23 protein-coding genes are annotated in these 22,625 nt (G+C 64.7%); 5 read left to right on the forward strand and 18 right to left on the reverse strand.

Going from position 1 to position 22,625, the window contains the following annotated elements; genetic code table 11:
- Nucleotides 1-5: 5 nt before the first annotated feature.
- The gene (locus tag EAH73_RS12155; RefSeq protein WP_140466864.1) at nt 6-833 is read right to left on the reverse strand and encodes a phosphatase PAP2 family protein; all 828 of its coding nucleotides are present in this window, start codon (nt 831-833) and stop codon (nt 6-8) included.
- A gap of 284 nt (nt 834-1,117) precedes the next feature.
- On the opposite strand from EAH73_RS12155, the gene EAH73_RS12160 reads away from it, so the two are divergent.
- The 5 genes from EAH73_RS12160 (at nt 1,118) to EAH73_RS12180 (ending at nt 8,259) form a co-directional block, all read left to right on the forward strand.
- Nucleotides 1,118-1,765: an HD domain-containing protein gene (locus EAH73_RS12160; RefSeq protein WP_140466866.1), complete on the forward strand. Its 648-nt coding sequence runs from the start codon at nt 1,118-1,120 to the stop codon at nt 1,763-1,765.
- Between the two features lie 99 nt (nt 1,766-1,864).
- Nucleotides 1,865-2,146, forward strand: coding sequence for a hypothetical protein (locus EAH73_RS12165; protein ID WP_140466868.1), 282 nt, complete (start codon nt 1,865-1,867; stop codon nt 2,144-2,146).
- Nucleotides 2,147-2,309: 163 nt separating this feature from the next.
- Nucleotides 2,310-4,883 carry a DNA gyrase subunit A gene (gene gyrA, locus EAH73_RS12170; protein WP_140466870.1) on the forward strand — a complete coding sequence of 858 codons (2,574 nt, stop codon included), beginning with the start codon at nt 2,310-2,312 and terminating at the stop codon, nt 4,881-4,883.
- Nucleotides 4,884-5,097: 214 nt separating this feature from the next.
- The gene (locus EAH73_RS12175) at nt 5,098-6,264 is read left to right on the forward strand and encodes a tetratricopeptide repeat protein (RefSeq protein WP_140466872.1); all 1,167 of its coding nucleotides are present in this window, start codon (nt 5,098-5,100) and stop codon (nt 6,262-6,264) included.
- Between the two features lie 1,023 nt (nt 6,265-7,287).
- Nucleotides 7,288-8,259, forward strand: a complete 972-nt coding sequence (locus EAH73_RS12180; RefSeq protein WP_140466874.1) for a hypothetical protein — start codon at nt 7,288-7,290, stop codon at nt 8,257-8,259.
- Nucleotides 8,260-8,394: 135 nt separating this feature from the next.
- Here EAH73_RS12180 and hisIE read toward each other — a convergent pair whose 3' ends face one another.
- From hisIE to eutC, 17 genes are all read right to left on the reverse strand, one after another.
- Complete coding sequence (gene hisIE / locus EAH73_RS12185; RefSeq protein WP_140466876.1) at nt 8,395-9,069, reverse strand: bifunctional phosphoribosyl-AMP cyclohydrolase/phosphoribosyl-ATP diphosphatase HisIE; 675 nt, start codon at nt 9,067-9,069, stop codon at nt 8,395-8,397.
- 157 nt (nt 9,070-9,226) lie between these two features.
- Nucleotides 9,227-10,012 (reverse strand): imidazole glycerol phosphate synthase subunit HisF, encoded by a 786-nt coding sequence (hisF, locus tag EAH73_RS12190; protein WP_140466878.1) that lies wholly within the window; start codon nt 10,010-10,012, stop codon nt 9,227-9,229.
- Nucleotides 10,013-10,085: 73 nt separating this feature from the next.
- On the reverse strand, nt 10,086-10,808 hold the full coding sequence (locus EAH73_RS12195; RefSeq protein ID WP_140466880.1) for an HAD family hydrolase: 723 nt from the start codon (nt 10,806-10,808) through the stop codon (nt 10,086-10,088).
- Nucleotides 10,809-10,828: 20 nt separating this feature from the next.
- A complete protein-coding gene (locus EAH73_RS12200; protein WP_140466882.1) occupies nt 10,829-11,551 on the reverse strand; it encodes a HisA/HisF-related TIM barrel protein in 723 nt (240 codons plus the stop codon).
- 59 nt (nt 11,552-11,610) lie between these two features.
- The gene (gene hisH, locus EAH73_RS12205) at nt 11,611-12,264 is read right to left on the reverse strand and encodes an imidazole glycerol phosphate synthase subunit HisH (RefSeq protein WP_140466884.1); all 654 of its coding nucleotides are present in this window, start codon (nt 12,262-12,264) and stop codon (nt 11,611-11,613) included.
- A 58-nt stretch (nt 12,265-12,322) separates the two neighbouring features.
- Nucleotides 12,323-13,423 carry a bifunctional histidinol-phosphatase/imidazoleglycerol-phosphate dehydratase HisB gene (hisB, locus tag EAH73_RS12210; protein ID WP_140466886.1) on the reverse strand — a complete coding sequence of 367 codons (1,101 nt, stop codon included), beginning with the start codon at nt 13,421-13,423 and terminating at the stop codon, nt 12,323-12,325.
- 16 nt (nt 13,424-13,439) lie between these two features.
- Nucleotides 13,440-14,240, reverse strand: a complete 801-nt coding sequence (locus EAH73_RS12215; protein ID WP_140466888.1) for a tRNA(His) guanylyltransferase Thg1 family protein — start codon at nt 14,238-14,240, stop codon at nt 13,440-13,442.
- A gap of 203 nt (nt 14,241-14,443) precedes the next feature.
- On the reverse strand, nt 14,444-14,674 hold the full coding sequence (locus EAH73_RS23685) for an ATP-binding protein (protein ID WP_240047224.1): 231 nt from the start codon (nt 14,672-14,674) through the stop codon (nt 14,444-14,446).
- Between the two features lie 13 nt (nt 14,675-14,687).
- Nucleotides 14,688-15,749: a histidinol-phosphate transaminase gene (gene hisC / locus EAH73_RS12225; RefSeq protein ID WP_140466890.1), complete on the reverse strand. Its 1,062-nt coding sequence runs from the start codon at nt 15,747-15,749 to the stop codon at nt 14,688-14,690.
- 82 nt (nt 15,750-15,831) lie between these two features.
- Entirely contained in the window at nt 15,832-17,136 is a 1,305-nt protein-coding gene (gene hisD, locus EAH73_RS12230) for a histidinol dehydrogenase (protein ID WP_140466892.1), read from the reverse strand.
- Between the two features lie 127 nt (nt 17,137-17,263).
- On the reverse strand, nt 17,264-18,115 hold the full coding sequence (hisG, locus tag EAH73_RS12235) for an ATP phosphoribosyltransferase (RefSeq protein WP_140466894.1): 852 nt from the start codon (nt 18,113-18,115) through the stop codon (nt 17,264-17,266).
- Nucleotides 18,116-18,490: 375 nt separating this feature from the next.
- Nucleotides 18,491-18,850: a YbbC/YhhH family protein gene (locus EAH73_RS12240; RefSeq protein WP_140466896.1), complete on the reverse strand. Its 360-nt coding sequence runs from the start codon at nt 18,848-18,850 to the stop codon at nt 18,491-18,493.
- Nucleotides 18,851-18,943: 93 nt separating this feature from the next.
- Entirely contained in the window at nt 18,944-19,396 is a 453-nt protein-coding gene (locus EAH73_RS12245) for an RES family NAD+ phosphorylase (protein ID WP_140466898.1), read from the reverse strand.
- A 25-nt stretch (nt 19,397-19,421) separates the two neighbouring features.
- The gene (locus EAH73_RS12250) at nt 19,422-19,865 is read right to left on the reverse strand and encodes an antitoxin Xre/MbcA/ParS toxin-binding domain-containing protein (protein WP_140466900.1); all 444 of its coding nucleotides are present in this window, start codon (nt 19,863-19,865) and stop codon (nt 19,422-19,424) included.
- 96 nt (nt 19,866-19,961) lie between these two features.
- Nucleotides 19,962-20,510, reverse strand: a complete 549-nt coding sequence (locus tag EAH73_RS12255; protein ID WP_140466902.1) for a GNAT family N-acetyltransferase — start codon at nt 20,508-20,510, stop codon at nt 19,962-19,964.
- 62 nt (nt 20,511-20,572) lie between these two features.
- Complete coding sequence (locus EAH73_RS12260) at nt 20,573-21,682, reverse strand: mechanosensitive ion channel family protein (RefSeq protein WP_140466904.1); 1,110 nt, start codon at nt 21,680-21,682, stop codon at nt 20,573-20,575.
- Between the two features lie 97 nt (nt 21,683-21,779).
- A complete protein-coding gene (gene eutC, locus EAH73_RS12265; RefSeq protein WP_140466906.1) occupies nt 21,780-22,568 on the reverse strand; it encodes an ethanolamine ammonia-lyase subunit EutC in 789 nt (262 codons plus the stop codon).
- Between the last annotated feature and the right edge of the window lie 57 nt (nt 22,569-22,625).

Below are 22,625 nucleotides of genomic sequence, written 5' to 3' on the forward strand. Positions count from 1 at the left end.
TGGGGCTAGCGCGCCCGCCACGTGAGGGTGAAGCCGGTGCCGCCGGCGGGGCTCCAGGCGGGCACCAGGCCTACTTCGCCGGTGCCGCGCCCGTTGGCCTTGCGGCCCCAGCGGTTGCGGTGGGTGAGGTAGGCCAGGTGGGCGGAGAGGATGCCGAAGCCGGCGCCGGCCACCACGTCGCTCTGCCAGTGCTTGTTGTTGATCATGCGAAATGCGCCCACGCCGGTGGCGATGGTGTAGGCCCCGATGCCGTACCAGGGGCTTTTGTCGCGGAACTCGGCGTGCACGATGCTGGCCGCCAGAAACGCCTGCGCTGTGTGCCCCGACGGAAACGAGCGGCGGTCGGTCGAGTCGGGCCGCTGCACGCCGGCCAGGGTTTTGGTGAGGAACACCGAGCTCTGCATGATGACCTCGGCTTTGAGGATGACCAGGGCCAGGTTTACCCGGTCGTTGCGCGAATCGACGCCGGCCAGCAGCAGTCCGCCCAGTTCCAGGTAGGGGGCGTATTGCAAGTAGTCGTCGACGTGGTTGCGGTAGGAGCCGAAGTTGCGGCGGATGTCGCGCTTGGCGTCGTACGAGGAGTACCACCCGTGGCCATTGATGACGCTGGCCCCGTAGCCGATGAGCACCGCCGGCACGATGGTGGCCCGGAAGCCTTTGCTCTGGAAAAACGAACGCTTGGCGGTGGTGGGGGCCCCGGCGGGGTTTTCGTATTTGTGCCGGGGCAGGGTATCGGCGGCCGCAGGGCGGGCCAGCGGGGTTTGGGCCAGGGCCCCGGGGCCTGCCAGCAGTGCCAGCGCCAGCACTGGGCGACAGAATAGAGAAGCAACCATGCCGCAAAAAAACGACGTAAATCCCCGGGGCGCAACGCTAAGCCAAAGCATAAATACTAAATGAATTAGTTATTACTCAAATGTGTATAATAAGTAATTCTGCTGATTAATGCATTTGGGTAATCCGGTGAATTCCGACTGGGGCCCTACTGGTTGCTATCTTCGGGAACGCCCCGCCGGGGCGTGGGCCATGCAAGTGACTCTTGCGCTCCGCAGGCCCGTAAACCACCCCATCACCCGGGTAGCGGCGCTTAGCTGCTTCCGCCCTTTTTGTTTTTACACATTTGGATTACATTGCCCCTACCGCCGCGTTTATTGAGGAGAAGTTCCGCCACGAAGGCAGCGGCCACGACTGGGCCCACATCCACCGGGTATGGGCCCTGGCCCGCCGCCTGGCCGCTGATTCGCCCGGGGCCGACCCGGAGCTGACCGAGCTGGGGGCCCTGCTGCACGACGTGGCCGACTGGAAGGCCCACGGCGGCGACTACGAGGCCGGGCCCCGGGCCGCCCGCGCTTGGCTGGCCGGCCTGGGGGCCCCGGATGCCCTCATTGGCCGGGTCGAAACCCTCATCCGGGAGGTGTCCTTTAAGGGGCTGGGGGTGCCCACGCCGGTGTCGTCGGTGGAAGCGGCCCTGGTGCAGGACGCCGACCGGCTCGACGCCATCGGGGCCGTGGGCATTGCCCGGGCCTTTGCCTACGGGGGCCACAAGGGCCGCCCGCTGCACGACCCGGCCGTGCCGCCGGTGGCCCACGCCTCGTTTGAGAGCTACAAGCAAAGCACGGCCCCCACGCTCAACCATTTCTACGAAAAGCTGCTGCACCTGCGCGAGCGCCTGCACACGCCCGCCGCCCGGGCCCTGGCCGAGGGGCGCCAGGCGTTCATGGAAGCGTTCGTGGCGCAGTTCCTGGCCGAGTGGGACGGGGCGGCCTAGGGCCCGCCCGGTGCGGGGCCCGCCGCGCCGGGTAGGAGCGGGGCGGCTACCTTTGGGGCGCTTCGGCTTTTTCCTATGCTTGCCCTTATCGCTATCCCTATGGCTACCGTTACTGCTACTACTTCTCCTATTACCGTCCCGCCCACGACCGGCCGGCTGCGGGCCTGGGCCCTGGGCGGGCTGCTGGTACTGGCCGCGGCCGGCTGCCGCACCTGCCCCATCGAGTCGTGCCACGTGCGCAAAAAGCACTTGCACAACGGCGTTACCTACCGCGGCCAGCCGCTGTGGAAGAAGCAAAACCCGGCCGTGGGCGAGAAAATTCGCATCTCGGGGCCCTCCGGGGCCAAGCCCCTGAACAACCACGCCAAACCCCTGAAATAAGCCCGGGTGTAGGGCCCCCGGGGGGCTGCCCAAAAGGCCCGCCTGGCTTGCCAGAGCGGGCTTTTTGGCGTACCTTCGCGGGCGTAACGGCACACTGGCGTTCACTTCACCCCGCGGCCGGCGCGGGCCCCGGTGGGGCCCCCGGGCCGCTCTTTTTTCAGGTATGGCAGACGGCGAAAAAATCATTCCGATCAACATCGAAGACGAGATGCGCGGGGCCTACATCGACTACTCGATGTCGGTCATCATCTCGCGGGCGCTGCCCGACGTGCGCGACGGCCTCAAGCCCGTGCACCGGCGCGTGCTCTACGGCATGAGCGAACTGGGCGTATCCTACACCAAAGCCCACAAGAAATCGGCCCGCATCGTGGGCGAAGTGCTGGGCAAGTACCACCCGCACGGCGACAGCAGCGTGTACGACACCATGGTGCGCATGGCCCAGGACTGGAGTCTGCGCTACCCGCTGGTGGACGGCCAGGGCAACTTTGGCAGCATCGACGGCGATTCGCCGGCCGCCATGCGCTACACCGAAGCCCGCCTCAAGCGTATTGCCGACGAGCTGCTCGGCGACCTCGACAAGGACACGGTGGACTTCCAGCCCAACTTCGACGACTCGCTCGAGGAGCCGAGCGTGCTGCCGGCCAAGCTGCCCAACCTGCTGCTCAACGGCACCACGGGCATTGCCGTGGGCATGGCCACCAACATGGCCCCCCACAACCTTACGGAGGTCGTGAGTGGCATCATCGCCTACCTCGAGGACCCCACCATCACCGTGGCCGGGCTCATGGCCCACGTCACGGCCCCGGATTTTCCCACCGGCGGCACCATCTACGGCTACGAGGGCGTGCGCCAGGCCTTCGAAACCGGCCGTGGCCGGGTGGTGATGCGGGCCAAGGCCCGCTTTGAAACCAGCAAAACCGGCAAGGAGCAGATCATCGTCACCGAAATTCCCTACATGGTGAACAAGGCCTCGATGATCGAGAAGACGGCCGCGCTCATCAACGAGAAGAAAATCGAGGGCATTGCCGACCTGCGCGACGAGAGCGACCGCGACGGCCTGCGCATTGTGTACGACCTCAAGCGCGACGCCGTGCCGGGCGTGGTGCTCAACAACCTCTACAAGTACACTCAGCTGCAGAGCTCGTTCGGGGTGAACAACGTGTGCCTGGTGAAAGGGCGCCCGATGACGCTGAACCTGCGCGAGCTGATCCACTACTTCGTCGAGCACCGCGGCGAGGTGGTGGTGCGCCGCACCCGCTTCGAGTTGGCCGAGGCCCAGAAGCGGGCCCACATCCTGGAGGGCCTGCTCATCGCCCTCGACCACCTCGACGAGGTGATTGCCCTCATCCGCAGTTCACGTGACGGCGATTTGGCCCGGGCCCAGCTCATTGCCCGCTTTGCCCTGAGCGAGGTGCAGGCCCGCGCCATTCTTGACCTGCGCCTGCAGCGCCTCACGGGCCTGGAGCGCGACAAGATCGTGGCCGAGTACGAGGGCCTGATGCGCGAGATTGACCACTTCCAGGCCGTGCTGGCCTCGGAGGAGTTGCAGCGCGGCATCATCAAAACCGAGCTGCTCGAGCTGCGCGACCGCTACGGCGACGCCCGCCGCACGGACATCAACTACGCCGGCGGCGACTTCTCGACCGAAGACATGATTGCCGACGAGGCCATGGTCATCACCGTGAGCCGCGAGGGCTACGTCAAGCGCACGAACCTCGACGAGTACCGGGCCCAGGCCCGGGGCGGCCTGGGGGCCCGCGGGGCCCTGAGCAAGAAGGACGACTTCACGGAGCACATGTTCGTGGCCACCACCCACGAGTACCTGCTCTTCTTCACCGAGCTGGGCCGCGTGTTCTGGCTGAAGGTGTACGAAGTGCCGGAAGGGGGGAAGGCCACCAAGGGCCTGCCCATCCAGAACCTGATCGAAATCCCGCGCGAGGACAAGATTCGCTCGGTGCTCAACGTGCGGGGCCTTAAGGACCCGGACTACCTGGAGAACACGTTCCTGATGTTCTGCACCGAGCAGGGCACGGTGAAGAAAACCCCGCTGGAGGCCTATTCACGGCCCCGCACGGCGGGCATCAACGCCATCACCATCAACGAAGGCGACCGCATCCTCGACGTGCAGCTGCTGGCTCCCAACGCCGAAGTGGTGCTGGCCCTGCGCTCGGGCCGCACCGTGCGCTTCAACGAAGCCAAGGTGCGGGCCATGGGCCGGGCGGCGGCCGGCGTGCGCGGCATCACCTTGTCCGAAGCCCCCGACGACCGGGTGGTGGGCATGGTGTGCATCGCCGACCCCAGCCAGGAGCTGCTGGTGGTGAGCGAGAATGGCTACGGCAAGCGCAGCGCCCTCGACGAGTACCGCATCACCAACCGCGGCGGTAAGGGCGTGCGGGCCATGAACATCACCGATAAAACGGGGCCCCTGGTGGCCATCAAGGACGTAAACGATACGGATGACTTGATGATTATCAACAAGTCGGGCATTACCATCCGCTTGCGGATGAGCGACTTGCGTACCATTGGCCGCGCCACCCAGGGCGTGCGCCTGCTGAAAATTGGGAACAACGACGCCATCTCGTCGGTGGCCAAGGTGACGGCCGACGACGCCGAAACGGCCGAGCTCGTGGACGGGCTGCCCGCCGAGGGCCCCGACGACGCGGCGGCTGCCCCCGTGGCTGCCCCGCTGGCGCCGGACGCCACCGTGGACGCCCTGGGCGCTGACGCCGCCGAGTAGGGGCCCGGTAGGGTTTTGCGCACAAAAAGTAGGAGGGGAGCGGGGCATTTGCCGCGCTCCCTTTACTTTTGGGCAGCCAACGGCCCGCTTTTTGCGTTTTAGGCTTTGTTCGGTCCGCGCGGGCGGCGCGCCGGGCGCTGCTTCTTTTCTTTCACCCCGCCGGGCGCGTTGCGTCCGGAGCTACCGCGTTTCGGCGCGTAATCGTTTTCTCCTTATGAAGAAAGTTCTTTCGACCCTGGCCGTGGCCGCCGCCTTGGCCGCCACGGCGCCTTACGCGGCGCAGGCCCAGAACTCGGCCGTGACCAACGCGCTGCTGAACCAGAAAACCGGCCTGCTCGACAAGGCCCGCACCGACATCGACAAGGCGGTGCTCGACCCCAAAACCAGCGGCAAGGCCAAAACCTGGTACACCCGCGGCGACATCTACGCCCAGATGCTGAGCAGCCCCATCTACGGCAAGCAGCTGCAGCCGGGCGAGGGCCTGCAAAAGGCGTCCGAGTCGTTCAACAAAACCATTGAGCTCGACACCAAAACCGGTGAGTACGGCAAGCTGGCCGTGCCCCAGCTCCAGAACCTCTACGGCCAGGCTTTCAACGCCGGTGTGGAGGCCTACAACGGCAAGGATTACGACAAAGCCATTGCCAGCTACCAGTTGGCCTCGCAGCTGAACCCGACCGATACCACCGCCGTGCTGTATTCGGCCTACGCGCAGGACGCCAAGAAGGACTATGCCGGGGCCAAGGCCACCTACAACCAGCTGCTGGGCATGGAGGCTTACAAAGCCAAGCCGGCCCCGGTGCAGGTCTATAACCGCCTGCTCCAGATTGCCCGCGAGGACAAAAACGAGGCCGAGGCCACCAAGGTCCTCCAGCAGGCCTTGACCGCGTACCCCAACAACAAAAACTTCATGCTCGAGGAGCTGAACGTGTACCTGACCACGGGCCGCGGCAACGAGGCGATTGACAAGATCAACAAGGCCATCGCCGCTGACCCGTCCAACGCCTCGAACCTGTACGCCGTGCTGGGCGGGGTGTACGACCGCAACAAGCAGCCCGCGGAGGCGTCGGCGGCCTACCAGAAGGCCATTGCCGCCGATCCCAACAACTTCGACGCGCAGTACAACCTGGGCGTGAACAACTACAACAAAGCCGCCGAGGCCTACACCAAGGCCAGCAAGATGGACCTGAAAACTTACCAGGTATCGGGCAAAAAGTACGAAGCCCAGGGCAAGAAATATTTCGAAGAAAGCGTGCCGTACTTCGAGAAGGCCCTGCAAATCAAACCCGACGATACGGCCGTGATGCAAACCCTGCAGAAAGTGTACTTCCGCCTCGGCCGTACCGCCGATTCGGAGCGGCTCAGCGCTAAGCTCAAGAAGTAGTAGTTTCCGCGCTGCTTGCAGCGCGTAGCTCAAAAGGCCCGGCCGTCCCTGACGGCCGGGCCTTTTCTTAGGGCCCCGGATAGGTAGAGTAGGGAGGGTTTACCGAAGCAAGCTAGATGTTTCCGTTAATCAATTTAACATAATATAAATTATAAGACAAATAAATAATGCAGCAGCTATGTGTCTGCAGTAGCTGCTGCTGGCTGCTGTAATGTAATTGCTGCCCGCTATCCACAGCAGCAGTGCTTAGTGTCGCGGCTTGTCGGTTATGGTTGTGGGAAGGGTGCTGCGAACTGCTCCTGAATGGTTTTGGCCTTTTCGGTAAGTTGGGCCAAGCGGTTTGGCTCATGGGCTGTAATGGCCAAGCGCGCTCACGCTTGCTTTGGCCCTCGAGGTTTGGGGGTGATTGCATTGCCCGGGCCAACCTGCTTGGATTGGTTATACACAGGTCCTATTGCTGCGCCGTGCCTTGGGGATGCTGTTATCTGGTGCGAGGGGCTTTCCAAGGCGCTCCTGCGACGGCGCTGATTGACCCGTTCTTGTGGGTGTGCGCTTCCTTGTGCTCAAGTTGGCAAAGCGCTGGGGTCCTAATATGCATTGGCTCTGCAACGGCTCTGCAACTGTGTAACGGTTGGGGCCGTGGTCACAGCGGTTCCGGCCCTTCTCCTGTTTGTATTTGTCGCAGTGAGCAGGATCTGAGCGCAAGGAGTGGGTTCCAGGCTCGTTATTCCAGGGGCTGGGTATCCCCTGCTGCGTCTGATTTTCTTGAGTATTAAGGGTGAAGCATAAGGAAAAAAATAAAAGTATAAAGTGGAGGGTTATCAACGATAAGAAAAAAAGTATAAAATAGAAGAAAGTGAGCAAGTAGAGATAGTTATGGCAAGTATAAACATAATAGTATAAAAAAGTATTAATAATTCTTCTATTTTATACTATTTTATGCTTTATACTTAAATACTAACTTTTTTTTTCTTAACCTGTATAGCTATACTGCATACCTTTATACTACCTCACTTTAATACCATGCCCAAACTTATAGACTACCCCCGCACCACATACGCCAGCGCCTGGGAGGTAGCGGAAGTAGTAGACGATACCGGTGGCAAGTGCACCCTTGAAACCTGCGCCCGCAAGCTCGACCGCAAGGTAAGCGGCTCGTTTAAAGCCATTGTGGGCTCCGCCGTCAAGTTTGGGCTCCTCACCAGCAAGCGCGAGCTATTGAGCACCACCACCCTGTTTCGGCGCATTAAGCACGCCTACGACAAACAGGAAGAACTGCTCTTCCACCGGGAAGCGTTCTTAACGCCCCCGCTGTTCACACAGCTGTGCCGCAAGTTTCGCCAGCGCGAGCTACCGGTACAAATGCTGGACGTAATGCTAATCCGCGAGTTCGACGTGGAAGAAATCAACGCCGCAGCCGTAGCCAAAGCCTTTGCCGAAGGAGCCCGCGCCGTGGGCTTGCTCAACGAGCACAACACCGTGGGCGACATTGACCAGTTGGCAGCGCAAGCCCCGCCCCGCCGCGAGCTGGCCTCGCCCGTACCCGCTGCCAACTCCTTCCGGGCCCCTACAACGCCAGCAACCGGCGAAACTCAAGGAGCCGTCCCCAGCGGTGACGTCCCCAACCCAGCCCCTGCGCAGCGCCCACCGGCCCGGGAGCCCGCCACTCCAGACGCAACCGATGCGGTGGCCAGCCTCTTTGGGCTCGGGGGCGCCACAGAAACACCCCGCGCCGCACCAGTAGCGCCCGTAGCAGCCACAGGGACCCCACAGGCCGTAGCAGAAGTACCCCAACCAGCCGCTCCCCAACGGACGGCAACGCCAGCCGTCCCGGTGCGACCGTTACCAACAGCGCCGGCCTCCGTACCCCTCACGCAATTCACGGTTCGCCTCACGGGCCCCGGCATCGACACGCAGCTAGAAATCACCCACGAGGACGATCTGCTACTTGTACAGGGCTTTTTGGAGAAAATCAGGCGGCAGTTGAGGGGGTAAATTGGTTATTTTTAAATTATGTTAAATAGATAACGGGTTAAAAAGTCGTTATGTATAGGCAAAAAAGGGTCCGCAGCATTATTGCCGCGGACCCTTTTTTATGGATTCTACTCTGGCTACGCCCACTAACTGGGGCTACGACTCGCCCCGCCGGGGCCCCAGGTGCCGGGCCTGCAACGTGGCCAAGACCTCGGCCAGCGGCACGCCAGTGGCCACAAGCAACACCAGCAAGTGAAACAGCAGGTCGGCTACCTCGCCGGGCAGCGTATCGCGGTGGCCAGCTACGGCGTCGATTACGGTTTCAACGGCCTCCTCCCCTACCTTCTGGGCAATTTTGGGCAACCCTTTTTCGAACAGCGACACGGTGTAGGAACCCGGCGCAGCGGCCGGATTGGCTTGGCGCTCCACAATCAGGCGCTCCAGGCCGGCCAGGAAACCCACCGGGGCCGCCGGCGCCACGGCTTGCCCCGGCTGCTCAAAGCAGCTGGTGTAGCCGCGGTGGCAGGTGGGGCCCGCGGGCCGGGCGCGCACCAGCACCGTGTCGGCGTCGCAGTCGATGTGCAGGCTCACCACTTCCAGGAAGTTGCCGCTGCTTTCGCCCTTGGTCCAGAGGCGGTTTTTGGAGCGGGAGAAAAACGTGACGCGCTGCTCGCGCTGGGTTTGGGCCCAGGCCGCGGCGTCGAAGTAGCCCAGCATGAGCACCTGCCCAGTGGCGGCGTCCTGCACCACGGCGGGCGCCAGGCCGGTAGTGGCGTCGAAGCGCAGCGCCTCGAGCGGAACGGGGGTATCGGAAGCAAAGCCAGTGGCCATCGGATAAACAAGGGTAAGGAAAAGCAAAAAAAGGCCGGCCGGGGGCTGTTTAGGGCCCCCGGTCGTCAGCCAGTCCGGGGCCCTAAACAGCCCCCGGCACACGGCAAAGGTCGCCCCGCGGCGCCAATCGGGCGGGCACAGGCGCGGGGTGGGGCCCCTACACAGCCGGTCGCATGGCCACGCCCTCGGCCAACAGGTAGCTTTTGAGGCCGGCCACCGACAAATCCCCGAAGTGGAACACGCTGGCCGCCAGCGCCGCATCGGCCCCACCGGGCAGCAGCACGTCGCGGAAGTGCGGGGCAGCCCCCGCCCCACCCGAAGCAATGACCGGCACCCCTACCCCCGCCGCCACGGCCCGCGTGAAGCCCAGCGCGTAGCCATCGCGGGTGCCGTCGTGGCTCATGCTGGTGAGCAGGAGTTCGCCCGCGCCGCGCTCGGCGGCCTCGCGGCACCAAGCCACGGCCTCGCGGCCCACCGGGTGGCGGCCGCCGTGGGTGAACACCTCCCAGGCTTCGTCGGCGGGGCCCTGGGCGGCGTCGTTGGTCTGGCGGGCATCCACGGCCACCACGATGGCTTGGGAGCCGAAACGACGGGCTAGCTCGTCAATCAGGCCGGGCTCGCGCAGCACAGAGGAGTTGAGGCTCACCTTGTCGGCACCGCTCAGCAGCAGGGCCTCCACGTCGGCCACCGCCCCAATGCCCCCGCCCACGGTGAAGGGAATATTGACCTCGCGGGCCACGTTGCGCACCAGCTCGATGAGGGTGCGGCGCTTCTCCACGGTGGCCGTAATGTCGAGCAGCACCAACTCGTCAATACCCTCCTGGGCGTAGCGCGCGGCCAGGGCAACGGGGTCGCCGGCGTCGCGCAAGTTTACGAAGTTGGTACCTTTTACGGTGCGGCCGTTCTGCACATCGAGGCAGGCAATAAGGCGTTTGGTTAGCATACAGACTTCTTAATTTTTAAACTTCTTCAAACGTTTCACCCACTCCGTGTACTCGAATCCCATCCGGTTAAATCTATTGCGACCCGCTGAGTTGCCGGCATACCTCTTCCACGGGCTCCAGACTGCGCAGCTCTGCCACGTGGGGTAGCAACCGAGCGGCCCCGGTGCGGTTCAGCCAAACCGGACGGATGCCCACCGCCAGGGCCCCCACTACGTCGGCCTGCCAGTTGTCGCCCACCATCACGGTGGCGTCCGGCTGGGCCCCCAGCCGCTGCAAGGCCACCTGGTAAATGACCGGGTCGGGCTTGAGCACCCCGACCCCCTCCGACGTAACCAGGGCATCAACCAGGGTATCCATTCCCAAGAAACGCAACTTTTCGCGCTGCTCCTCGGTGCGGTTGTTGGTGACGATGCCAATCTTATGCGTGGGCCTGAGGCGTTGCAGCAGCGCCAGGGCCCCGGCCACCGGCCGGCGCAACCGCTGGTAATGGCCGTAGTGCTGCTCGGCCACCCGCAGGCTCTCGGCCACCGACACCCCCGGCTCATACGGGGCCAGCAACTGCTGAAACCGCTGCTCCCGCGCCGCGAGGTAGCTCAGGCGGCCAGTCATCACCAGCGGGTGTAGGGCTTCCAGCAGCTCGCTGTAGCGCTGGTACAGCGCTTCTACTGGCACGGCTTGCAGGCTGGGCCGGGTAGCCGCCGTGGCGGCCAGCGCCGCCCGCGCCGTGGCCATGTGGTCGAAGAGCGTATCGTCGAGGTCGAAGAGGATGGTGGTGACGGGGGTAGTCGGGGGCATGGATGCGATAGTTACAGCCCCTACCGGGCCAACTCGGCCCGCAATTCCGCCTCCGTAATCGTGCCTTCGTAGATGGCCTTGCCAATAATGGCCCCGCCCATGCCCAGCGCCCGCATGGCGGCTACGTCGGCCACCGTCGTAACGCCGCCACTGGCCACGAAGTGGGCCGCCGGAAACTGCTGCCGCAGCGCGGCGTAGGTGTCGGTGGCGGGGCCCTGGAGCTGGCCGTCGCGGCTCACATCGGTGCAGATGAAGGTGGTGGCCCCGGCCGCCAGGTAGGCCCCGATGAAGTCGGGCAGGCGCTGGGTGCTCTGCTCGGTCCAGGCGCTCACGGCGATAAAGTCGCCCTTAAAATCGGCCCCAATAATGATGCGTTCAGCCCCAAACCGAACCAGCCACTCCCCCACCAGCGCCGGCTCACGGGCCGCGATGCTGCCCGCCGTGAGCTGCGCTGCCCCGGCCGCAAACGCCGCCTCGGCCGCCGCCGTGGTCTGGATGCCGCCACCGAAGTCGATGTGCAGTTGGGTATGGCGCGCAAGGCGCTCCAGCACCGGCAACTGGCGCGGCTCGCGGGCACGGGCCCCGTCGAGGTCCACCAGGTGCAGGTGGGTGGCGCCCAGCTGCTCAAAGTACTGGGCCTGGGCCAGCGGGTCGGCGGCATAGGTGGTCTGGCGGGCAAAGTCGCCGCCCGTCAGGCGCACGCAGGCCCCGTTAATGAGGTCGATAGCGGGGATTATATTCATTTGAGTAATACAGTAGACAGCGGGCCAATCACCCATTATGCAACATTTGTATAAAAAGACTAGCCGAGGTCACCGGTTAGGAAATTGTGCAGAATCTGCTCACCCACCGGGCCGCTTTTCTCCACGTGAAACTGAACGCCGTAGAAGTTGCGGTGGCGCACCCCGGCGCTGAACGGCACGCCCGCCGGGTAGCTGGCCTGGGCAATGGTATAGTCGCCCACCGGCGCGTAGTAGCTGTGCACAAAGTACACGTAGTCGGCGGCTGTGGGCAACGCGACTGCTTCGGTATCCCCTACCCCCCCCAAGCCCGCGAACAACGGCGTTTGCAGGTCGTGGAGGTTGTTCCAGCCCATGTGGGGCACTTTATGCGCTGCGTCGGGCGGGGTGAAGCGCACCACATCAAAAGGCAGCATCCCCAGCAGCTCGGTGCCGCCGGCCGGGCCTTCCTGGCTGTGGCGGCCCAGCAGCTGCATACCCAAGCAGATCCCCAGAAAGGGCTGCGTGAGCGTGGGCAGCACCCGGTCGAGGCCGGCGGCGCGCAGCGCCCGCATGGCCGAACTGGCCTCGCCCTCGCCCGGAAACAGCACCCGGTCGGCCCCGCGGATTGCGTCGGGGTCCGACGTGAGCACGGCGTTGGTCACGCCCAAACGCTCCAGGGCAAACAGCACGGACTGCACGTTGCCGCCCTGGTAGTCAATAACGGCAATGTTCATCTTAAAACATTTGGTTAATCGGGCACTTTATTCAAGTTTACCCAAATGATAATACGGCTTACAGGATGCCTTTCGTGCTGGGAATCACGTGTTGACCGGCCGGGTCGCGCACCAGCGCCATCTTAATAGACTTAGCAACGGCCTTAAAAATTGCCTCGATTTTGTGGTGCTCGTTATCGCCCTCGCACTTGATGTTGAGGTTGCAGCGGGCCGCGTCGGAGAAGCTTTTGAAGAAATGGTAAAACAGCTCGGTGGGCACGTCACCCACCCGCTCGCGCTTAAAGTCAGCCGCCCAGACCAACCACGGGCGCCCCGAAAAGTCGATGGCCGCCTGGGCCAGTGCGTCGTCCATGGGCAACAAAAAGCCATAGCGGTTCACGCCGCGCTTGTCGCCGATGGCCTCGTCGTAGGCCGCGCCGATGGCGATGGCCGTGTCTTCCACGGTGTGGTGCTCGTCGATGTGCAGGTCGCCGTGGGTGCGCACGTAGAGGTCGCAGCCGCTGTGCTTACCCAATTGGTCAAGCATGTGGTCGTAGAAACCAAGGCCCGTTTTGCAATCGGTGTGGCCAGTGCCGTCGAGGTTGAGGATAACTTCGATGCGCGTCTCGTTGGTGTTGCGCATGATGTGGGCCCGGCGCGGCGGACGGCGCAGGTGCTCGTACACAGCCGCCCAATCGGTGGTGCTGAGCGCAGCGCGCTCGTCGGCCTCCGCGTGCAGCAGAATAGCGTGGCAGCCCAGGTTCTCGGCCAGCTGCACATCGGTACCGCGGTCGCCGATAACGTAGGAGTGCGCCAGGTCGTAACCGTTGGCCGGGTCGAGGTAGCGGGTGAGCAGGGCCGTACCGGGCTTACGCGTCGGGGCCGGGTCGTGGGCAAAGCTGCGGTCGATGAGAATCTCGGCAAACTCGACCCCCTCCCCTTTCAGGATGTCCAGCATTTTTTGCTGGTAGGGCCAGAAGGTATCTTCGGGGTAGCTCGCCGTGCCGAGGCCATCCTGGTTGGTCACCAGCACCAGCTCGTACTCGCCATCGCGGGCCAACTGGGCCAGGGCCGTAATGGCACCGGGCACGAAATCGAATTTATCCCAGGCATCAATCTGGTAGTCGGTCGGCGGCTCGATGAGGATGGTGCCGTCGCGGTCAATAAATAAAACTTTCATCGCAGATTCAAACAGATTAAACGGATTTCGCAGTTACGCCGCTGCGCGGCTGGCTAAGCTGGCTGTGGAGGAGTGACTGAATTAGGGTTTCGTAAGCGGGCCCTGGTGGTAACTCCTGATTGGTGGCTAAGCGGCGGCGGGTGGTTTCGACGGGCTGCTGGGTGAGCGGGTTGAGACCCTTTTTCTGGTAATCTTCCCAGTAGAAGCCTACCCCCCGCTTTTGCCAGGTAGGCAAGTCGTTATAGTTAATGCCCTGCGCAAACAACAAATCGTGTTTGGCGGCGGTGCGTAGGCCCTTGACCTGGGCCGTGGCCTCAGCTACGGAGTGGCCCCGCTTACGCAGCAGCCAGTAACAATGGGCATTGAGCGAGTTGCGACCCGCATCTTCCTGACGCCACCGAAAATAGTCGACCACATCGGTTTGGCGGGGCAACTGGGAAATGCGGCAATCGAACACTCCCATCGCCCCAAGCTGCAAAGAGAAGGCGGCCGACGCCTCGCCCGCTAATACAGAAGTGTATTTGCGCAGCTTGCGGCCAAAGGAATCTTCGTCGGGGTGCAGTAACAACGATATTTCGTCGCTCTGCGTGTAGCCGTACACCATGCGAAAACCGCAGTCGAGCAAGTGGCGCGTAGTGGCGGCCATATAATCGCGCATCCGTTCATCAAAGGGCGCTTCGAAAGTGTGGACTTCTTTGGTCAGACGCGTGAAGCCACGCCCGTCGAGCCGGGCTACCAAGTAAAGCCCCGGCAGAGCGCAGTGGTCGTGCGCAGTCTCAAAAATGCGCAAGCGGGCGTCGAGGTCATCAAATTTCATCTTGCCAGTCAGTTAGCTCAAATTCCTGGTTACCTGTTGTTCGCACAAAATACAGGTGGTCGAAGCCTTCGGCGCGGCTGGGAATTTCCAGCCGGTTGCGAGTGGCCCGAATGCCTTTATCAGGTATTTGCCGCTCAATGGGCCGCTGAAGGTTACGCACCAGCGCCTCAGCTGCGATTGATTGAAAAAAGTACCCGGTTATTTCAAAGCCCGTTGCCCGCGCCGGGGCAATGTAGGTGGCCCGCTCGGCACGGGTTGGTGTTATCGACCACGCACCGCATCTGAGTTTCCAGGCACACCTGCAACAGGCGCTGCTCCCGGTGGCGCGTGCGCAGCAAATCGAGGCTGAGGCGCACGTGCGAATGGAAGAATCGCTGCTGGTAAAACGTAGACTTACCAGTAGCCTGAATACCGCAGAAAACAATTAATTGCATAGGAACTAACAGATTACGAGGCCTCAAACTCCCTCAGCGCCGCAAGTAGCCGCTCGTTTTCCGCTGGCGAGCCCACTGTGAGGCGCAGCGTGCCAGCGCAGCCGGGCTGGGTGGTGCGGTTGCGCACCACGATGCCACGGCCCAGCAGGTAGTCGTACACGGCGGTGGCGTCGGGGTGGAAGCGAACCAGTAGAAAGTTGGCATCCGAGGGGAACACCTGCGCCACAATGGGCAGCGCGGGCAGGCGCCCGGCCAACCAGTCGCGGCCGGTGAGCAGTTGCTGGCGCAAGCTCTCGAAGTGCGGGGCCGCTGCCAGGGCCCCCAGCGCGTGCTGCTGGGTGCCTTCCGATATATTGTAAGGAGGCTTGATTTTGTTGAGGTAGCCTATGATGGCGGGCGAGGCGAAGGCCATGCCCAGGCGCAGGCCCGCCAGGCCCCAGGCCTTGGAGAAGGTTTGCAGCACCACCAGGTTGGGGAACTCGGCCAGGCGGGTGGTCCAGCTGGGGGCCCCGGCGAAGTCGGCGTAGGCCTCGTCCACCACCACCAGGCCGGGAAAGCCGTGCAGGATTTCCTCGATGGCGGCGGCGTGCAGCAGGTTGCCGGTGGGGTTGTTGGGCGAGCACAGAAACACCAGCTTGGCCGGCGAGGCCAACACGTCGGCCACGATTTCGGGCGAGAGCTGGAAATCGGCCGTGAGCGGCAGGCACTCGATGCGCACGTCGTTGAGGTTGGCGGCTACCTCATACATCCCGTAGGTGGGGGGTAGCAGCAGAATGCTGTCGTCACCACCCGGCGTGCAGGTAAGGCGCACCAGCAGGTCGATGGCCTCGTCGGAACCGTTGCCCAGGAAAATCTGGTCGGCCCCTACCCCCTTCAGTTGGGCCAATTCGGCCTTTACGGCGCGCTGCTGCGGGTCGGGGTAGCGGTTGAACTGCGCGGGGCCGGCGCTGCCGAGGCTGTTCTCGTTGGCATCGAGCATCACCTGGGCCTCGCCCTGAAACTCGTCGCGGGCCGACGAGTACGGCTTCATGGCCCGGATGTTGGGACGGATGAGGGATTCTAGATTGAAAGACATTTCTTGTAGGCTGTAAAACGGAGTGGTACTCCGTTTGTCGTTGAACGAGCTAAGGCACGCGGAAACGGAGTGCCACCCCGTTTTACATCTGGCTTAAATACTCCCGGCGCAGGGCCACGGCGTGCGCGTGGGCGTGCAGCCCCTCGGCGGCGGCCATCGGCTCCACTACCGGGGCCAGCGCGAGCAGACCAGCGGGCGCCAGCTGCTGGAAGGTAATTTTCTTGTAAAACGAATCGAGCGACACGCCGCTGTAGGCGCGGGCGTAGCCCCCCGTTGGCAGCGTGTGGTTGGTGCCGGAGGCGTAGTCGCCCACCGCCTCGGGCGTGAGGTGGCCCATGAAGACGGAGCCCGCGTTGTAAATATTAGCGGCCAACTCCTCGGGGGCGGCCACGGCCAGGATGAGGTGCTCGGGGGCGTACTGGTTGCTGAATTCCAGCATCGCGGCCATATCGGGCAGCAGCAGGCCGCGGCTTTCGGTGAGGGCCTGGCGAGCAATTTCGGCGCGGGGCAGCAGCGGCAGCTGGCGCTCCAACTCCGTAACTACGCCGTTTAATAAGATCTCCGAATCGGTGAGCAGCACCACCTGCGAGTCGGGGCCGTGCTCGGCCTGCGAGAGCAAGTCGGCCGCCACAAAGGCGGGATTGGCGCTGGCATCGGCGATGACAAGCACTTCCGACGGGCCAGCGGGCATGTCGATGGCTACCCCCCGCTGGGCGGCCAGCTGCTTGGCGGCGGTTACGTAGCGGTTGCCAGGGCCGAAAATCTTGTCCACGGCCGGCACCGAGGCGGTGCCCACGGTGAGGGCGGCCACGGCCTGCGCCCCACCGGCCTTGATGATGGTGGTCAGCCCCAACTCCTGGGCAGCAAACAAGATGGCCGGCGCAATGCGGCCGTCGCCCCGGCCGGGCGGCGTGCAAAGCACAATTTCACGGCAGCCCGCCAGCTTGGCCGGGATGCCCAGCATCAATAAAGTGGAGAACAAGGGGGCCGAGCCGCCCGGCACGTACAGGCCCACCCGCGGCACAGCCACGCTGCGGCGCCAGCAGCGCACACCGGGCATGGTTTCGACCTCCGCCTCCACGGCCGGCGGGCGCTGGGCGGCGTGGAAGGCAGTGATGTTCTGAATAGCTTGGCGGATAGCAGCTTGCAGCTCGGCCGGCACCTGGGCGGCCCCGGCGGCCAGCTCCTCGGCGCTCACGCGCAGGCCGGTGAGGGCGGGCACGCCGTCGAGTTGGGCGGCGTAGTGGCGCAGGGCCTCATCGCCGCGCTGGGCCACGTCGTCGAAAATCTCGCCGGCGCGGGCCAATATGGCGGCATTGCTGCCGGCCAGCGGCCGCTGCTGGAGCGCCGCCCACTGGGCGGGCGCGGGGTTGTGGAAAATCTGCATGGCAAAAGTCGTTTGCCTTGCTGAGCTTCTCAAAGCACCTCTACCGCGTAGCTAACTCCTATCTAATAGGATTACTCACGCGGTAGAGATGCTTCGACAAGCTCAGCAGGACGTTCTTTTTAAGTACCTACCCTACCCGCTTCTCAATCGGCAGCACCAGGATGCCTTCGGCCCCGATGGCTTGCAGCTCGGCAGCGATGTGCCAGAACTTGTCTTCCTCCACCACCGATTGCACCGATACCCAGCCTTCTTCGGCCAGGGGCGTGACGGTAGGCGACTTGATGCCGGGCAGCAGCGCCTTCACCGCGTCGAGGGCTGAAGCGGGGGCGTTGAGCACAATGTATTTCGAGCGCTGGGCACGGCGCACGGCCTGCATGCGGAAGCGCAGCTGGTCGAGCAATTCCTGCTTTTCGGCACTCAGGTTGGGGGCGGCGATGAGCACGGCCTCCGAGCGGAAAATGGTTTCGACCTCGCGCAGGCCGTTGCCGAGCAGCGTCGAGCCGCTGCTTACGATGTCGCAGATGGCCTCGGCCAGCCCGATGCTGGGCGCGATTTCGACCGAGCCCGAAATGGTGTGCAGGTTGGCCCGCACGCCCTCACCGGCCAGGTAGTCGCCCAGGATGGTGGGGTACGAGGTGGCGATGCTTTTGCCCTGCAAATCGGCCACCGAGTTGTACTCGGCCCCGCGGGGCACGGCCAAGCTCAGGCGGCACTTGCTGAAGCCCAGGGCTTCGACTTCGAGGTTGGCGCAGCCGGCTTCTACCAGCACGTTCTGGCCCACAATGCCCAGGTCGGCCACGCCGTCCTGCACGTAGCCGGGAATATCGTCGTCGCGCAGGTAAAGGATTTCGAGCGGAAAGTTGCTGGCCTCGACCTTGAGCTTATAGGATGACGAGACGAAGCTAATGCCGCACTCGCGGATGAGCTTGAGGGAGTCCTCCGAGAGGCGGCCGGACTTTTGAATGGCAATGCGCAGCATAAAAAACTTGGTAAACGGCGGCCCGATAGGAGCCCCGCGGCGGCGAGCCGGCGGCCAGGGGCCCCGGCCGTTGCCGGCCGGTGGCGCCTCGCGCGCATCCCACAAAATGAAAACGAGACAAGAAGCCCGGCGCAAAAGCACAGCACGGGCGCAGCGGCGGGGGCGCGGGCTACCGGCGCTGCATCAGCCCCCGGCACGCCGCCCGGCCCCCTACCGATGGAGGTGATGATGGCCATGGCCCACAGCGGCGTTCCCGGCCAAAACGGCCGTTGCAGCGAAGCAAAAAAGGAAAGCGGGGGTGGTCATTCTGGCCGCAAAGGTAGTTCGGTTTCCCAAACGGGCAAGGCCGGGCAAATGTTTTGCGGCGAAGGCCCCTTACTTGCCGTGGGTTAGGCGCAACACTTGGCCGTTGCTGGCCTTCAACACGATTTCGAAGGTACCGCCCAAAGACTGCGTCGGCATTGTACCGCTAATGTACCAGCACCCGTCGATGAAATACACCTTGTAGGGGCGCTCGTTTTCGATATGGCGCTGCCCGTAAATGGGAAACAAAATGGCTTCCGCGACGGCAACCGCGACTTGCTTGGTGGGCAAAACTGTGGCTGGAAGATTTGCCGGTTCCCGCACGGCCTGCCGGACCTGTCCCCAGGCGTACGCCTCCCCTGCCACGGCACGACCTTTAGCAGTTTGCCCACAGCCCACCAACGGCAGCAATAGGAAAAATAACAGTTTCATAAGCAGTGGCTCAAATCTAAAAGCCACGGTCTAACGTGGGGGCCCCACAGTAGCTTTGCATATTCCGTTTTCATTCCAGGAAATTCGTTGGCGCTACTCTCCTTTGATGCGCGGGTCGAACGCGAAATCTTCGCGGGCCACGAGGCGGACGCGGGCAAAATCGGGGTGCTGGGTGTTGAAAACATAGTTGAACTCGTGGGCGATGACCGACGAGGGCACCCGCAGCACGGCCGCCGCCCGGCGCGCGTACCAGGCCGCGCCCAGGGGCTGGCAGCGGGCGTAATGCGCCGGCGACTGCCAATCGGCGGGCAGGTCGGCCAGCGTGAGCTCCGCCACGGCCAGGTCGTCGGGGAAGTCGATGACCACCACTTTGAACAGGTCGCTGAGGCCCTCGCCGCTGCGGTGCACCACGTTTTCGAGGCAGGCCAGGGCCCGGCTGCCGGCGGCGTAGAGCACGAACTGGCCGCGCAGGTTCCAGCGGCCGGGGTTGCCGGAGGACACCAGGGCGTCGGCGTACCGGGCCAGGCAAATGCGGTAAACTTCCACGGGGGCGCGGGTTTAGGGGCCCCGGCTAGGCCAGGTCGCCGTAGGCAATGCGGTCAATTTCCTCGGCCACCAGGTCGATGCCGCCGCTGGTTTCGAGCAGCGCCAGCGGCACCTGGGCCCCCAGCCCGTAGGCGGGCTTGCTGAGCCAGCGCCGGAACGCGGCCGGGGCCCCAAACACTTCCTCGCCGCGGCGGGCCAGGGCCAATAGCTTGAGCACCTGCTCGCTGGCAGCGGGGTTGAGGCGCTTTTTGGCTTCGCGGTAGGTGCGCAGGGTTTTGGTGGTGGTGTGCAGCAAGTCGGCCAGCTCGTCGGCGTGGAGCTGGAGCACGCCGGCCACGTCAAACGCCGTTTTGGCCAGCACGCCAGCGCGCGCCTCCATCACCAGCGCGTAGGGGTCGGCCACGACGGTGGCCAGGCCCAGCAGGGCAGCGGAATAGACAACAGTGCGGGGGTGAACGGCGGCGGACATGGCGGCGGCGGGGAAATATTTCCCCAAAGATGGGAACATTTTCCCTATTAACGAGAAAATGTTCCGTTTTGGTTCGCACCCGGCCGCTCGGGGGCCCTACTTGGCCGCCCCGGCCGCCTGCTGGGCGCGCCACTCGGGGGCGAGGATGCTCATTTCCACCAGGCTCCAGTAGGCATCGCCGTGGCGGGCCACGTCGCGCAGCGTGCCGTCGGTGTGGAAGCCGCAGGCGCGGTAGCAGCGGAGGGCGCCGTGGTTGAAGTCGTACACGCCCAGGCCGATGCGGTGCAGGCCCAGCTCGGCGAAGCCGATGCGCAGCAGCGCCCGCACCATGGCCGCGCAGTAGCCGCGGCCCCGGGCCCCGGGGCCCACCAGCACCCGCGTGATGCGGCCCGACCGGTCGCGCTCGCTCAGGCTGCCCAGCGAGATGTGGCCCACCGTCTGCCCGGTGGCGCTTTCCACGGCTTTGTAAATGAACACGTCGGGCGCCGCGAAGTCGTTGGCCCCGCGGATGTACCAGGCCAAATCGTCGGGGGTGAGCGGGAACGTGAAGAGCGCGCCGCTCCACTCGCTGAGCAGCTGGTCGGTGTCAATCCAGGCGATGAGCTGGTCAAAATCGGCGGGGCCGAAGGGTTCGAGGGTAATCATATCAGCAGAGCAAGCGGAGGCCACCTAAAAACCCAAAGTAAGCGCCTACCGGCCCGGGGGCCCTACTCCAGGGCGGCGGCGGCCCCGGGCCCGGGGCGCTGGAACTGCTCCTCGGGGCCCACCAGGGCGCGGGTTTTGGGCAGGCTTTCGGGGTAGTGCTGCTGCACGAAGGCCACGAGCTGCTCGCGCACTTCGCAGCGCAAATCGAAGGCCGTGCTCGAATCGACGGCGCTCACCAGGGCCCGCAGCTCCACGGTGCGCTCCTTCACGTCGGTGACTTGCAGCACGGATACGCGGCCGTCCCAGCGCGGCGAGGCGGCCAGGATGCGCTGGAGCTCGGCCCGCACGGCGGCCACGGGCAGCGAGTGGTCGACGTACAAAAAGACCGTGCCCAGCAGCTGCGACGAGGAGCGCGTCCAGTTCTGAAACGGCTTCTCGATGAAGTACGTGAGCGGCAGCACCAGCCGGCGCTCGTCCCAGATGCGGAGCACGACGTAGGTGAAGGTGATTTCCTCGACCCGGCCCCACTCGCCCTCCACCACCAGCACGTCGTCGAGGCGGATGGGCTGGGTGAAGGCAATTTGGAAGCCGGCCAGCAGGTTGCTCAGCGAGCGCTGGGCCGCGAAGCCCACCACCACGCTGGCAATGCCCGCCGAGGCCAGCAGCCCGGTGCCCACCCGGCGCACCGTGGCAAAGCTCATGAGCACGAGCGCGGCGGCCACGAACACAATGAGCGAGACGAGCATTTTCTTCACGAACTGCAACTGCGTGAGCAGCTTGCGCACCCGCAGGTTGTCGCCGGGCCCGGCGAGCTGGTAGTGGGCCAGCACCAAGTCCTGGGCCACGTCCGCGGTGCCCACCAGGCCCCAGGCAAAGGTGCCGATGAAGGCGATGTCGACCACGCGGCGCACCACGGCGAAGGCCCGCGCCTCAAGCGGCACCAGCGGCAGCAGCAGCGCCAGCAGCAACACCGGGAAAAAGAAGGCCGACGCCCGCTGCAGGTGCGCCGCCACCGAGCGGGCCAGGGCCGAATCTTGCCGCCGCTCGTAGGCGCGCAGGGCCCCAAACAGGGCGGTTTTCAGCAGCCAGCCGCCCACCGCGCTGCCTACTAGCACGGCCAGCGCCAGCGCGGCGGGGTAGCGTTCCAGGAATTCGGTTACGTGTTCGTTCATAAGCACCGCCAACAAAGAGGGCCCCGGGGCCCCGCCGCTTGTACCGCCGTTCGGGGCGAAAGGTTGGGCTTAGCGCCCGGGGCCCCGGGCGCCGCCGCTACGCGCCCAGCCGGCCCGACTCGTCCTTGAGCGCCACCCCGGAGAGGCCCCGGCGCAGGGCTTCGCGCAGCAGGAAAAACAGCGTGTCGGCCGCCGCCGCGTAGCCCAGGCCCGCGGGCCGGATGTTGGACACGCAGTTACGGGCCGCGTCCGTGAGGCCCGGCCGGGGCGCGTGGGTGAGGTAGGCCCCCAGGCTGTCGGGCGCGCTCAGCCCCGGCCGCTCGCCGATGAGCACCAGCACCAGCCGGGCCCCCAGCCGCTGGCCGGTTTCGTCGCCAAGGGCCACGCGGGCCTGCTCGGCCAGCACCAGGGGCCCCACGTGCAGGCCGGCGGCGTGCAGCTGCGGCAGCAGCAAGGCCAGCAGCGGGGCGGCGTGGGCGTTCACGGCGGTGGCCGAGAGGCCGTCGGCCAGCACCACGGCCACGTCGCAGGGGCCCTGGCCGGCCAGCGCGGCGTGCGCTTCCGGGGCCAGCTGCCGGCCGCGGTCGGGGCGCTGGAGGTACTCGGGGCGGCTGCCGGCCTGGCTGCGCACCGCCAGCACGGGCCGGCCCAGGGCCCCCAGCGCGGCCCGCAGCCGGTCCGTGTCGAGGGCCGAGTACACCGCGTCGCGGGCGTGGGCATGGGCCAGGCGGAAGGCCAGCGCCGCGCGCAGCGGCTCGCTGGTGCCCGTGCGCCCCAGCGCAATGCGGGCGGCGGTGAAGGCTTGCAGCCCGGCCCAGGGGTCGGGCGCGGGGCCGCCAGTGGCGGCGGGCGCGGGCAGGGAGGCGGGGGAATCTGGGTTAATCATCGCCGTGGTTGGTGAAGAGTACGCGCTTACCTGCAAACATCCCCTGGCAAAGGGGGA

Source organism: Hymenobacter nivis (assembly GCF_006439025.1).
GTDB lineage: Bacteria > Bacteroidota > Bacteroidia > Cytophagales > Hymenobacteraceae > Hymenobacter > Hymenobacter nivis_A.